The following is a 14,338-nucleotide window of genomic DNA, read 5'->3' as shown; positions in this document are numbered from 1 at the left end:
TTAATTTTTTTCAGCAAGATTTTCTAATCTTTTAATACAATGTTCGGGAGAAAAAAATAATTTATCTTGAGAATATAATCATAGAATGGTTATGTAGTTAACTAAGATTTTGTGTTTTTTTAAAATATAAGAATCATAATTATTATAAGCCTCTAAAAATATTTTTTCTTTTTCGCTATCAAGATTAAAAGCTTCAATGATGTATGCCAATTCAAAATGAATATCCCCCATATGCGAATATTCTCAATCAACAAGATATATCTTGTTTTCTTTTGTTTTAATCATATTCACTTTATATAAATCGCCATGAATAGGTTTAGTTTTATCTATATTTTTTAAAATAACATTTATTTTTCGATAAAGTTTCTCAATTATTTCAATTTTAATATTTTTTTGTTTTATTATCTTTCTATATGTTTCAATTCTTTTTCTAATATTAGATTTTGTGAATTTGACATTGGAATTATGTAATTTAAGTAAAATTTGCGCCAATTGTTCTAGATCATTTTTTGATGGGTTTATGTCTAAATGCTTCCCATCAATTCATTCTCATTTAGAATATTCATCATTATCTTCAATTAGTTTAGGAACAAAATCAAAATTTTTTAATTGTTTATAGTCACTTTTATGATTTAAACCATTTTTTTTCTTTATTTGAAAAAAAATATTGTCTTGTTTATATGATTCGTTTGTGTAACCAACTTCAATTTTTTTTATTTTGTTCATAACTATAAATTATTATATAATTTCAAGTTAAATTTAGAACAGAACGAAGAAACAAGAAGTTAATATTTATGAAAGAATATAAAGAAAATTTTAAAAATGCAATAAGATATGCTACACACAAATTAGAAAACACAGCTTTGCGAATGATTGTTTTAGGTATGCTTGGGTCAATTTATGTTGGAATTGCATACATGATATTTATTATTATTTTAGGTTCTTGAGATGGTGTTATTGAAAAAACTACAAATGATCTAGGTGAAATAACAAACTTTAAAATTCATATTCCAGGAGTTGCTTTATTTACTGCAGCGGCTTTATTTCCTGTTGGAATTATAATGATTTTATTTTTGGGAGGATCTTTATTTACATCCGATAATTTAACAATGTTGGCCTGAATTACAAAACAAAAAACAAGTGAAGGTCATGGTGTTCAATTTAAAAAAATATTTATTAAGTGAATGTATACATTATTAGGAAATATTTTGGGCGGATTAGTTATAGGTGGATTGTGTAGAGCAGCAAATTTTTTTGCTAATGAAAATTATCAATATGTTCTTGGTTATTTATGTGGCAAAAAAATTTCGATGGCTTGATATTTCACTATTTTTTCAGGATTTTTGTGTAATATTTTGGTAGCAGGATCTGTTTGAGCCTCTTTAGCTGCAAGTCATTCAACAGCAAAACTTCTTTTAATTTATTTTCCAATTTGGATGTTTGCTATTTCTGGTTTTCAACATGTAGTAGCTAACGGAATATTATTTTCAATGGGTCTTTTTTATATGATTGAACCAACAGAACAAAATAATTTTTTAATTGCTCTTAATTATCAGGTAAATCATAATTTTCATGATTTAAAAGAAACAACAATTGATAACGTTAAGCAGTTAAGTTCTTGAATCAATCCAGGAAAATTTATTTTTGCTTTGTTCTTTATTAATATTATTCCAGCTGGTATAGGTAATTGGATTTCCGGTTCAATATTCTTACCATATACATATTACTATTTATCAGGTCACTATAAAAATAGAAATACAAATATTCATAATTTATAAATTTATTTTTGTTCTAGTTAGATTAAATTAAGATGTTAAAGTGCTTACAAATTTTATTTCTTGCATTATTTTCGATTTGTTTTAATTTTATTTTAGAAATATTTAATTTTTTAGCAATATCTTTTCTTTTTAATTTATTAACGTATATTTCATAAATTACATTAAATTCTTCCGATGTTAAAAAATTAAATATTTCTTCATAATTATAATTTTCTGTTTTTGAGTCTAATTCAACATCATTATTTTCATTTGTAATGCTATTATTTAGTATTTGATGATTTTTGCTTTTATAAATATTGCAATAAGTTCACATATAAGCGCTAACTCTGGATTTAAAAAATATTTCAATATTTTCATTTTTATTTTTTAATTCAAAATATTTTAATTTATTTTCGGATTCAAGCATTTTAAAATAAGAAAAAGAAATAAGATCATCAATTTCTAAAGGTATTGAATAATGAATTTTTTTAATTTTGATTGCTTTATTTCTAATAAAAAATTCTTGATTTACAAAAAATTTGTGAATTTCTAACTCATATTCACTTTTAATTTTCATTTTTAAAAAAATATTAAATAGTGCAAAGAAATTTTATTTGTTTTAGTCCATCAATACTATTTTTTTCGGCCTAGATGATATAATTTCTATTAGTGGGTTACTTTCGAGGAAGAAATTATGTTTTCAATAATTGTTTTTTTAGGTAGATATAAAAATGAAGCTATAGCAAAAAAATTTTTTAATAAATTATCAAATTTAATTCAACAACAAAAGAATATTGAGATAATTTTTATTGTTGAAGGTAAAGAAGAATTTTTATTAAATATAATTCAAAATTTTCAAGAAAAAAATTTAGATGTTTTCGTTAAGTTCATATATATTTCTAAAAGAATTTCATTTGATAAAATTATGTTAAACATAAACAAATTAATAACTAATGATTATTTTTTTATTTTAGACAATTCAATAACTATGGATAATAAATCATTAAACACATTATCAAAAATTTTAAAAAATAATGAATTAGATATTTTAGAATTTAGACCAGAATTTAGCAAAATTTTAAAATGGAAGCCCATTGATAGATTAGAGCAAAATAAAATAAACAAAAAATTGGAAATAAATAAAAATGAAAGCGTTATAGCGTTTACTTTTCCTTTTATTTATAATAAAGTAATTTCTTCAGACTTATTGGATAAAACACTTAAAATGAATGTTATAGAGAACAATAATGACTCTTCTATTTTTTTTAGTAGTTTAATTTATTTATTATTTTTAGAAGCTTCTAAATATTTTTATTTACCAGAAACATTGAGCAATATTGAAATAATCGAAGAAGATATTCCAAATTTTAATAAATTAATACAACAATGGAATAGTATTCAAAGTATTTTTAAAGAAAAAAACAAATTTGTAAAAGAAATAAATTATGCTAAATTTTTTTATCTGAAAATAATAATTTGTTCACTTTTATCAAATAATTCGATTTTAAATTTGATAAAAGCAAAAAATAATTTGATACAAAAAAAATATTGTGATAAATTAAAACAAATTAAAAAAGATGAATTTCTTCATTTTGAATTAGAGAATTCATATATGATTATGAACAATTCAAAAGAAGTACAACTATTGAAGACATTTTATCCAATTTCAAAATGAAATAAAATATTTAAAGAATTGGAAAAATAAATTGTGTCAAATAGAATGAATAAAAAAGCTGGTTTTTGAGTTAGATTTGGTTCACTAATTATTGATTTAATATTATTTTGCTTAATAGGGATTTCATCATCTTTATTCTGTTTAAAAAAAGAAATTGTATTAGATGATCCTAAAATAGATATTTATCAAGTTAAAAATGATTTTACTTATTTTCTTTGATTATTATTACTAATTATTTTAATAACAATTCAGTTTATTTTAATTCCATTGCTTTCAAATGGAAGAACAATAGGAATGATTATTACTAAACTGGATATTGATTTTTATGACAAAAATAAATATAAATCAATATTAAAAAAAATTGAAATCGGTCCATTTATTTGAATTGTGTTAATCTGTTTGTTTATGTGTTTTGTATGACCTAAAACAATTAATAAAATGGTTATTTTTTCATACATAAAAACTAATTTTAGTGAATCTGATCAAAAAGTTCAAAACTTAAAAGAATTATTAGATACAAATAAATGAACATTATTAGAAACCATATTTTATACGATACCATCAGCATTATCGCCAATGATTCTGTTGATACAATTGTTCTTTTTAATTTCAGTTGGATTTAGAGGTAACAAAACAAGTTTAGTAGACAAATTTTCAAATTCTCAAGTTATATATAAAAATAAATTTATTAATGTAGAGAATAATGAAATTAAACTTGTTAAACCTATTAAAAATGAAGTATATCAAATTAATTGGAGGGATTAGTTGTGAAAGATAAAATTTTAAAAGATTTAAATAAAGAACAAAAAGCTGCAGTTGTAAAAATAAATTCTCCCGTTAGAATTCTTGCTGGTGCTGGATCGGGTAAAACAAAAGTTTTGACAAGAAAAATTGCTTATTTAATAGAAGTGGCTAAAATAAATCCAAAAAAAATTATTGCTGTTACTTTTACAAATAAAGCTGCTAATGAAATGAAATCTCGCGTTGAAGCTTTAATTGGTGATAAAGCTAATAATATGATCGTTTCAACATTTCATTCACTTTGTTATAAATTTTTAAGAGAGGAAATTTCGGAAATTGATAATTTTTCGAATAATTTTGCAATTATTGATAGCATAGATCAAGATAATATTTTGAAAGAAATATATAAAAAATATGAAATTTCAAAAACTTTATTACCTTATAATCAAATGAAAGATTTTATTTCATATATCAAAAATAAATTTATTAGTATTGGCAAATTGGAAGAAGAGATGGTAAATTTAGATGATGAAAATCAAATGTTAAAAATTAATATTTTCAAAGATTACCAAAAAGCACTAATAGATTCAAAATCTTTGGACTTTAATGATTTATTAATTTATACAAAAAAAATATTGACCGAAAATACAAAAATAAGAGATAAATGAAGAAAAAGATTTGAATATTTTTTAATTGATGAATTTCAAGATACTTCTAAAATTCAATATGAAATTATTGATTTATTAGCACAAAATGAAAATATCACAATAGTTGGAGATCCTGATCAGACAATTTACAGTTGAAGAGGAGCAGATATTTCTTTTATTAATAATTTTGATAAGTTATATAAAAAAGTTCTAACAATTACACTTTCACAAAATTATAGATCAACCAAAAATATTTTAAAAGCTGCAAATAATTTGATTATGCATAATTCAAATCGTATTCCAAAAAATTTAATTACTGAAAATGAAGAAGGTTCCAAAGTAGAGTATTATGAAGGAGCAAATCCAGAAAAAGAAGCTTCATGAGTTACGCTTCAAATAAATAAACTAAAAAAAGAAAAAAATCAATTAAAAGATATCGCAATTTTATATAGATCAAATTTTTATTCAAAACCTATTGAAGATGCTTTGGTCAAAGAATCAATACAATACAAGATTATTAACGGACAAAAATTTTATGAAAGATCTGAAATAAAAGATGTTTTGGCTTTTTTAAGATGTATTTATGAACCAACAGATATTAGTTTAAAGAGAATAATTAATGTTCCACCTAGAAAATTAGGTGAAAATACTGTTGAAAAATTAATTCAATTCGCCAATGAAAAAAATATGAATTTATGAAATTCTTGATTGAAATACATTAATGTTATTAATATATCTCATGATAAAAAACAAAATTTATTTAAATTTATAGAAATCTTGAGAAAATACAATTCTCTAATCAATCGCAAAGAACCTTTGCATCAAGTTTTAGAAAAATTATTAGATGAAATAGGATATTTAAAAATGTTGGAACAAAGCGAAGATTTAAATTTAAATAGATTAGAAAACGTTAAAGAACTTTTAAAATCTATTAAAAATTGAGAAAGTCAAAATCCAGAAAAATATATTAGAGAATATCTAGATTTCATTTCTTTAGAATCATTGAACATTGAGGATTCAACAAATATTAATTATGTTTCACTAATGACAATTCATGCAGCAAAAGGTTTAGAATTTAAAAATGTTTTTGTTATTGGGTTAAATGAAGGTGTATTTCCCTCACAAAAAGTGTTGAAGCAAGATGATGAAAATGGCGAATCATTTTTTTTAGAAGAAGAAAGAAGGTTAGCTTATGTTGCTTTTACAAGGGCTAAAGAAAAACTTTTTCTTTCTTCTTCTAAAGAATATTTTTTAGATTATAAAAATGGAATAAATTCTCCGTCTAGATTTATAAAGGAAGCAGATATAAAAATTAGTGATATTTATAAAACTGAAGAAATTTTATTGGATTCAAGAATGCATAAAAATACTAGACATTTTGAACCTGGCGATAAGATTATGCACATTAACTTTGGTGTAGGCGTAGTTTTGGATATAAATGGTGATTCCGTTATAATAGAGTTTAAGAATAAAGAAATTGGTATCAAACAGTTACTAAAGAATCACAAATCAATCGAAAAGGTGAATTAACAAAAATGGGAAATATAATTCTGCTTTTTATTTTGGTTTCATTATGTTTAGCAATAATTGCTTGTTTTTTATATTTTAATTTCAAAAAAGATAAGATGATTGATAAATATGAACCTATTTTATTTTTTTTAGAATTAGACTTAAAAAAATGAAGAATTAAAAAAAGTCACTTGTTAATAAATGAAATGTTTGAAAAATATAATAAAAAAGCTATTCAATATATTGACAAGAAAATAGGTAATGGATGGATTAATATTTCTCAGTTATTTGATTCACTTGAACCTGTCAACAGAGATAAATGAAAAAAAGCTATTGAATATTGTGTTCAAAATAAATCTAATTTTTTTATTAATCAAAAAATAAAAATTGAATCATTTGAAAATACAAAAAATACAATTATTTTTTTTAAATTAAAATTTCAATACGTTAATGATAAAAAAATTGTTATTGAGTATCGTTCACAAAACAAATTAGAATCTGAACGTTTATTTAACAAAATTATTACTAAAGATCAACTGTTTAATACTAAACATAAATATAGGTTATTTATTGCTTTTTCAGTTATTAAAAATTCGCTAGATACATTTATTACTTTTATTGATTTGTTTGATAAATTAATAAAAAATAAAAATATTCGTTATTTTAAAACAAATGCAATTATTGTTGCAACAATAACTAATGAATCTTATCGAAAAATAAATAGAATAAAGAAAATTATTCAATCAAAATTAAAAAAATCATTAAATAAAAATAATATTAATAATTTTTTTGATGGATTAACTTTTGTTGAATGTCAAAATTTAGAGACTGAAAATGATTTTTCAAAAATAATGACAAGAATTTCTTTTGGATTAATTAAATCTAAAACAATTCAATCATCAGTACATTTTAATTTGAAAAATATTCAATTTAACGAATTTGAGGAATTCAAAGAAAAAATTATCAACATTAACAATATGATTGAGTCAAATAGAATTGAATTTGAAAAATTATCGATTTATTCTTCTAAAACCAAAAAAGAAATTTATAATTTTTTAATTCCAAAATTTCAAATAGAAAATGATTACTGAAATGAAAATATATTAAAAATCAACAATTTTGATAAAAAAATTGAAGATCAATTTGTTTCTAACATTCTAAGTTCAAATAAAAAATTAAATAAAAAAACATTAATAAATATTAATGATTATCAAATAGAAAAAATATTTGAAAATATGAAAAACAATAGGGAATTTATTTTCATTATAAACCAAACTAAATATAGCGAAACAAAAGAATTTATTTCTTTATTAAAACTTTTAAATGTTTCAAAAATTAAATTTGGATTTTATGTAGAAGAATTTAGTTCATCATTTTTTTCTGTTATTACAAATGTAAAACCAAGTGTAATCGTTTTATCTGAGAAAGTAAATTCTAATCTTGAAGAAAAATCTGTTGTAAATAAATTAAGAATTTTAAATTCAATAACTATAATTAGTCGTTTAAAAATTCCTTTAGTTTTTACAAATGTTAACGATAAAGTTATAAACGAAATTGAGTTATTGCCAAATGAAGATAAGTATTATATGGATAGATCTATTAAAATTTTGTTTTAAATTTTATAATTATTTAATATCAGATTTAATAAGGAAGTTATTATGTATTCAAATATAAAAATAAATGATAAATCAATCGAGAAAGCAATTAATAAAGAATTAAAAAGACAGCAAGAACAAATTGAACTTATCGCTTCAGAAAATTATGTCTCTAAAGATGTTTTAATTGCAACTGGTAGTGTATTAACTAATAAGTATGGTGAAGGATATCCGAATAAAAGATATTATGGTGGTTGCGAAAATGTTGATGTAGTTGAAATGCTAGCAATTGAAAGATTGAAAAAATTATTTAATGTTAAATTTGCAAATGTTCAAGGTTATTCTGGTTCAACTGTAAATGCGGCAGCTATTGCTGCTTTAGTCCCTAAAGGATCTAAAATTTTAGGAATGGGCTTATCTTCTGGTGGTCATTTAACTCATGGGTATAAAATTAATTTTTCTGGATATTTTTATGATGCTTATTCTTATGATGTTGATAAAAATGGGTTATTAGATTATGATGAGATTTTGAGTTTAGCAAAAAAAATAAAACCATCTTTAATTATCTGTGGGGCTAGTGCTTATTCAAGAATTATAGATTTTAGAAAATTTAGAAAAATAGCAGATGTTGTTGGCGCAAAATTGATGGCTGATATTGCTCATATTGCTGGTTTGGTTGCTGTTGGATTACATCCATCACCCATTAAATATTGTGATGTAATTACTTCAACAACTCACAAAACATTAAGAGGAGCTCGTGGTGGAATAATAATGACTAATAACGAAGAAATAGCTAAAAAAATTGATCATTGAGTTTTTCCTGGTTATCAAGGGGGACCTTTATTTCATCAAATAGCAGGTAAGGCAGTTGCTTTTTATGAAGCACTCAAACCATCTTTTAAAAAATATCAAGAACAAGTTTTAAAAAATGCAAAAATATTTTGTGATGAATTTAAAAAATTAAATGTTGATATAATTTCAGGGACTACAGAAAATCATTTATTTATGATTAATGTAAAAAAAACATTTAATTTAACCGGGAAACAAGCTACAGAAATATTACATTCAATTAATATAACTGTTAATAAAAACACAATACCAAATGAAACTGAGTCACCACAAGTAACAAGTGGAATTAGGTTAGGAACTCCTGCCATGACTACAAGAGGTTTTAAAGAAAAAGAATTTGTTAAATTAGCAAACATTATTTACATTGTTTTATCTAATCATCAAAATAGAACATTACTAAAAAAAATGAAATTAGAAGTTATTAAATTAACTAAAAAATTTCCGATAAAAGGTTAATAATGATCAGAAATTTCACAAAAATAATAATTAAAAATAATATAAGAATTTATCTATCAGATTTTACGGATAATGTCAATCAAGTACTTGCTTATCATAAATATAAACCATTCCCTAATTTAATTTTAGCTAATGCTATTGTTGCTTTTAGTCCTTTAAGATTTTTATATGAATCAGACAATATATTAATAAGAATAGAATCGAATGGTGCAATAAAATCTTTAATTTTAGAAATCAAAGATGAAAACATTAGAGCATTAATTTCTAATCCTAATATTGAAACTGAATATGATAAAAGTAATTTTAATTCTATTCCTTTAATTTTAGGACTGGGTGATAATGGTTTTTTAGAAATTTCTCGAGAAGTTAAAAATAATTTTTTTAGATCTAAGACATTATTAGCAAAATCTGATATTGTTACAGATTTAGCTTATTTTTTGAACAAATCAGATCAGATATATTCAGCTCTTATTAATGATGTAGAATTATTTGATGATAATCCAAATGTTGCAAAAAAAGCTAAAAATGTTATTTTTCAATTATTACCAAATCATACTGAAGAGGATAAAATTTGAATCGAAGAATTTATCAAAAAATATGAATTTGACAAATATTCACTTTTAGATTATGAAAAGCTTATTGATGGGAAATTATTGGAAATAAAACAAATTGATGCATCTTGTTGATGTAGTAAAAATAAAATAATAAGTACATTAAAATTATTAAAAGAAAAAGAAATAAATGATCTATTTAAAAAAGATAAAAACATAGAAGTGATTTGCGAGTTTTGTTCAACAAAGTATATTATTTTCAAAAAAGATGTTAAATATGATTAAAGCAATTTTTCCAGGATCGTTTGATCCATTTCATGAAGGACATAGATTTGTTGTTAAACAAGCTTTACAAGATTTTGATTTTATATTTATTGTTGTTTCTTGAAACGAAAATAAAAAAAGACAAAATACTTTTGTTAAATCCAAAGAAGAAATAGAAAAGATGTTTTCTAATGAAAAAGATAGAATTCAAGTTTTAATAAACGAAAAAGAATTAACTACGGATTTAGCAAAAAAATTAAATTGTTTCAATATTATTAGAGGATGTCGCAATGAAGAAGATAAATTTTATGAAGAAAAATTAAAATATAAATATTTGTTATTAGAAAAACGATTAAATTTTTTTTATTATTTTGCTAATGAAAACACTAGAAATATAAGTTCATCAAATTTAAAAAATAAACAATAAATATTTGTTATTCATCCTCTCAAGTAAATTGATAACCTAAGATTCTAACTGTATCTCCTGGTTGAATTCCTTTATCAATTAAAGCTTTTCATAGTCCCATATCTTTAATTTTTTTATTGAATCTCAAAATATTTTCATAGGTATTTAGCGGATTTCTTAAATAAACTAATTCAATTTCTTTTCCACTTATTTCGTACATTCCTTCATAGAGCTTTGTTACAACAAAATCTTCTTCAAATTTTATATATTCTTCTTTAATTGGTTTTTCTATAACGATATCTTTAGATTTTTCATACAATTTATACATTTTTTCTTTTAATAAAACCAAATTTTGAAAATTTAATGCGCAAATATCAATAATTTCCAAATCTGGATATTTTTTAATAAATTTTCTATAATGAACTTTAAATGCATTAAGATCATTTTTGTTAGCAATGATTAAAAAAGATTTATTTAAAATCTTAGGATTAAATAACTCCAATTCTTTTTTTAATATTTCAAAATCTTGAATTGGATTTTTATTCTCATCACCAAAATCAATTACAAAAGCTATAACGCGACATCTTTCAATATGTTTTAAAAATCTAATTCCTAATCCTTTGCCTTCTGAAGCGCCTTTTATTAAACCTGGTAGATCAGAAATTACAAATGATTTATCTCGATATTGAACTAACCCAAGTTGTGGAACTAAAGTTGTAAAAGCATAATCAGCTATTTTTGGTTTTGCGTTTGATAATAATTTTAATAAAGTTGATTTACCTGCTGAAGGTAAACCCACTAAACCAATATCAGCCATTACTTTTAGTTCTAATCTAATATTTTTCTTTTCACCAGGAGTTCCGTTTTCACAAATTTTTGGTGCAGGATTAGTTGAAGATTTGAATTTAGAATTACCTCTTCCACCTTTTCCACCTTTGCAAATTAAATATTTGTTATTGTCAACAACATCACAAATTAATTTTTGCCCCTCATAAACAAGAGTCCCATAAGGCACTTTAATTATTACATCTTTTCCTTTTGCCCCATACATATTTTTAGTCATTCCATTACCACCATCGTAACCTCTTATATGTTTTAAGATGTGAATTGGTAAAAGAGTGTTCATACCTGAGTCTCCTTGAAAATAAATATCTCCTCCATCTCCTCCATCTCCTCCAAAAGGCCCGCCTTTTTCTACACGATGTTCATGTCTAAAAGAGATGATGCCATCGCCACCCTTACCTGCTATTACTTCGATATTTACTTGATCGATAAATTTCATATTTGTTATTATATAACTCCTTTTTATAAAAAAAACTATGTAAGTAGTTTTTATATTGTTAGTTTGACATTATAAATTTATAATTTTAAGTATAATTAAAATCATTCGGTTAAAAAAAAGAAAAAAAACATTTTGTACATAACAGTTATTATTTTTTGAATATTATTAGTATGTTTTGATATTTGATATTTTCTAGTGATGCCTCTCGTGAACAATGATATACAAAATAGCAAAAATCCAATTGTTGTAAGTATTTTTCTTGCAATAAATTTTATTTTTATTACCGTTTTATTTTGCAATTCAACTAAAGATTTTATTTTTATTATTTTTTACCATTTATTCATCAAAAGAAGAAAAAACAAAAATTTTTATTCAACTAATTCCTCTCTCTCTCTCTCTCTCATCTCTATGAGACAAAACCAAAAGTTATTTTGTTATATACAACTTGTAATGATTTCGATCAACAAAGTTTAATAAAATCAGCACAACAAAATTATGAAAATTATGATGTTTACATATTAGATGATTCTTACGACAAAAAGTATATTAAACAAATAGATGAGTTTGTTAAAAAGTATAAAGACAAATTTAAATTGATAAGAAGAGAAAATAGAGAAGGGTTTAAAGCGGGAAATATTAATAATTTTTTGAAAAATTATGACTTAGAATATGATTATTTTGTTTTGTTAGATAGCGATGAGATTATTCCAAATAATTTTATTTCAGAAACTTTAAAGTATTTTGTCGATGAAAAAATTGGTATTGTTCAAGCTAATCATAAAGGAACACGAGGACAAAATTTATTTGATAGTATAGGAGAATTAGGCATTTATCCGGCTTGAACCGCTTTTATTAAAGTCAAAAATGAATATGGCGTTGTTACTTTAAATGGTCATGGAGCCATTATTTCTAGAAAATGCTATGAAGATACAAATGGATTTCCTCCGCTTGTTGCAGAAGATTTAGCTTTTACAATAAATCTAATGAATAAGGGTTATAGGGTGTTATTTGCAGAAGATGTTATTTGCGAAGAAGTTTTTCCTATTGATTATTTGGCTTTTAAAAAAAGATCAATTAAATGAACTCAAGGGAATATTCAATTTTTTAAAGTAATGTGATTAAAAATGTTGAAGTTAAATATTTCTTTTTTTAAAAAAATAGATTTATGATTATCAACTACTTCATTGTCTTTAAGTGTTTTTTCTATTTTTGTTGTTATTATAAATTTTTCAATTTTATACCCATTAGGATTTAAATATTCTCATTTGTATATTTTATTAGTATTTATGATAGTGTTTTTAATAACGCCATTTATTAATGATTTTATTTTTTTAGTTAATAAAATTAAATTTTGAAAGTTGTTATCTTATATTTTATTTTGTTTAATGTTATACACTTCAATGATAGTTTGTTCTATTAAAACTTTAATATTGACATTATTAGGAAAAAAGCGAAGTTTATAATAACACCAAAAAATGAACAAAAATATTCTTTTTGAGAAGCAATTAAAATTAATTGACTAGAATTATTGATAGCTAATTTATTAGTAATTTGAATGATTTTAATTTGGATATATTTACCAGAATATAAATTTTTAGGAATTGCAATATTATCAATATTAACAATATCACTTTATTCAACTATTTTTTTAACATTATTGAGCAACAAAAAAATAAATCAATTTTATAATGAATAAACTTGTTTATAAAATTTAATAATTATTTAACTACAATAACAATTGCAGGTTTCAAAACACGATCGTGTAATTTATAACCTCGTGATATTAATTTTGTAATTTGATCTTTTTTAAATCTTTGATCTTCAACAACTTCCTGAGCATGATGAATTTCAGGATTAAATTCATCGCCTTCTTTTGGCTCAATAATACTTACTCCATTCATTTCTAAAGTGTTGAAGATTTGTGAAGTTAACATTTTAAATCCTTTAACATAAGCAGCAACATTAGGATCATTAGCTTTTTCCCCTGCTTCTACCGCCACATACAAATTATTTAAGGGGCTTAGTAAATCATCAACAAGTTTTTGAGTAGCAAATTTAGTTTTGTAATCAACATCTTCTTTAGCTTTATTTTTAATTTCTTCTTTTAATATTTCAACTTTTGTAGCGGCATTTTTTGCCATTTCTTCAGCTTTTGCCTTAAATACTTGTTCTTCAAGTTGTTTTTCAAGTTCTAATTTTTCTATTTTTGATAATAAATTTTCTTTAATTTCTTCTAATTCTTTTATTTTTTGTTTATCATTTTGTTCGCTTTTAATTTTTGACATGTCTATTTTTTCTCTTGAATTATGCTTAATAATATCGCGAACTTTAAAACTAAAAACATAAGAACCTGATTCAATTTTTTCTTCAAATATATTTGTTTCTTCATTAATTTCAAAATTGAATTCAAAAATTTTGTCTTCAGATAAATCTATTCCAACAATATTTTCGTCTATACCCGGTAGCACCTCTTCTTTACCTAAGGTTATTGTTTTATTTTTAAATTTAATAATTTTCTCTTGATTTTCTTGATCCAATTTTTTAATTTTTAAGTCAAATGTTAATATATCCTTTTTTTCAATGATTTTGTTATTTTTTTCGTTCAT

The 14,338-nt window shown here is 22.8% G+C and carries 13 protein-coding genes; 9 read left to right on the top strand and 4 right to left on the bottom strand.

The window, feature by feature from the left end; translation table 4 throughout:
• Nucleotides 1-726 carry a phosphotransferase gene (locus ACJA28_RS02145; protein WP_022934538.1) on the bottom strand — a complete coding sequence of 242 codons (726 nt, stop codon included), beginning with the start codon at nucleotides 724-726 and terminating at the stop codon, nucleotides 1-3.
• 68 nt (nucleotides 727-794) lie between these two features.
• On the opposite strand from ACJA28_RS02145, the gene ACJA28_RS02140 reads away from it, so the two are divergent.
• Nucleotides 795-1,778, top strand: coding sequence for a formate/nitrite transporter family protein (locus tag ACJA28_RS02140; protein WP_022934537.1), 984 nt, complete (start codon nucleotides 795-797; stop codon nucleotides 1,776-1,778).
• 22 nt (nucleotides 1,779-1,800) lie between these two features.
• Here ACJA28_RS02140 and ACJA28_RS02135 read toward each other — a convergent pair whose 3' ends face one another.
• Nucleotides 1,801-2,334, bottom strand: a complete 534-nt coding sequence (locus tag ACJA28_RS02135) for a hypothetical protein (RefSeq protein ID WP_022934536.1) — start codon at nucleotides 2,332-2,334, stop codon at nucleotides 1,801-1,803.
• Between the two features lie 117 nt (nucleotides 2,335-2,451).
• Between ACJA28_RS02135 and ACJA28_RS02130 the strand changes: the two genes are divergently transcribed.
• Genes ACJA28_RS02130 through ACJA28_RS02100 form a run of 7 tightly spaced genes read left to right on the top strand, consistent with a single transcriptional unit; the run spans nucleotide 2,452 to nucleotide 10,471 of the window.
• Nucleotides 2,452-3,462 carry a hypothetical protein gene (locus ACJA28_RS02130; protein WP_022934535.1) on the top strand — a complete coding sequence of 337 codons (1,011 nt, stop codon included), beginning with the start codon at nucleotides 2,452-2,454 and terminating at the stop codon, nucleotides 3,460-3,462.
• Nucleotides 3,463-3,465: 3 nt separating this feature from the next.
• Entirely contained in the window at nucleotides 3,466-4,197 is a 732-nt protein-coding gene (locus ACJA28_RS02125; protein WP_406602186.1) for an RDD family protein, read from the top strand.
• A gap of 2 nt (nucleotides 4,198-4,199) precedes the next feature.
• Nucleotides 4,200-6,350, top strand: a complete 2,151-nt coding sequence (locus ACJA28_RS02120; protein ID WP_022934533.1) for a UvrD-helicase domain-containing protein — start codon at nucleotides 4,200-4,202, stop codon at nucleotides 6,348-6,350.
• Between the two features lie 5 nt (nucleotides 6,351-6,355).
• Nucleotides 6,356-7,945 carry a hypothetical protein gene (locus tag ACJA28_RS02115; RefSeq protein WP_022934532.1) on the top strand — a complete coding sequence of 530 codons (1,590 nt, stop codon included), beginning with the start codon at nucleotides 6,356-6,358 and terminating at the stop codon, nucleotides 7,943-7,945.
• Nucleotides 7,946-7,987: 42 nt separating this feature from the next.
• Nucleotides 7,988-9,229, top strand: a complete 1,242-nt coding sequence (gene glyA, locus ACJA28_RS02110; RefSeq protein WP_022934531.1) for a serine hydroxymethyltransferase — start codon at nucleotides 7,988-7,990, stop codon at nucleotides 9,227-9,229.
• Between the two features lie 2 nt (nucleotides 9,230-9,231).
• On the top strand, nucleotides 9,232-10,065 hold the full coding sequence (locus ACJA28_RS02105) for an Hsp33 family molecular chaperone HslO (protein WP_022934530.1): 834 nt from the start codon (nucleotides 9,232-9,234) through the stop codon (nucleotides 10,063-10,065).
• Nucleotides 10,058-10,471, top strand: coding sequence for an adenylyltransferase/cytidyltransferase family protein (locus tag ACJA28_RS02100; protein ID WP_022934529.1), 414 nt, complete (start codon nucleotides 10,058-10,060; stop codon nucleotides 10,469-10,471). The genes ACJA28_RS02105 and ACJA28_RS02100 overlap by 8 nt, the downstream gene beginning before the upstream one ends.
• A 7-nt stretch (nucleotides 10,472-10,478) precedes the next feature.
• Here the strand turns inward: ACJA28_RS02100 and obgE are convergent, their stop codons facing one another.
• Nucleotides 10,479-11,732, bottom strand: a complete 1,254-nt coding sequence (gene obgE / locus ACJA28_RS02095) for a GTPase ObgE (RefSeq protein ID WP_022934528.1) — start codon at nucleotides 11,730-11,732, stop codon at nucleotides 10,479-10,481.
• Between the two features lie 431 nt (nucleotides 11,733-12,163).
• Here obgE and ACJA28_RS02090 point away from each other — a divergent pair, with 431 nt between their 5' ends.
• On the top strand, nucleotides 12,164-13,195 hold the full coding sequence (locus ACJA28_RS02090) for a glycosyltransferase family 2 protein (protein WP_051122405.1): 1,032 nt from the start codon (nucleotides 12,164-12,166) through the stop codon (nucleotides 13,193-13,195).
• 255 nt (nucleotides 13,196-13,450) lie between these two features.
• Here the strand turns inward: ACJA28_RS02090 and ACJA28_RS02085 are convergent, their stop codons facing one another.
• Nucleotides 13,451-14,338, bottom strand: coding sequence for a nucleotide exchange factor GrpE (locus ACJA28_RS02085; protein WP_022934527.1), 888 nt, complete (start codon nucleotides 14,336-14,338; stop codon nucleotides 13,451-13,453).

Source organism: Mesomycoplasma moatsii (assembly GCF_045276915.1).
Classification (GTDB): domain Bacteria; phylum Bacillota_I; class Bacilli_A; order Mycoplasmatales; family Metamycoplasmataceae; genus UBA710.
The sequence above is the reverse complement of the archived record's forward strand: the minus strand, read 5'-3'. Positions and strand labels throughout refer to the sequence as shown.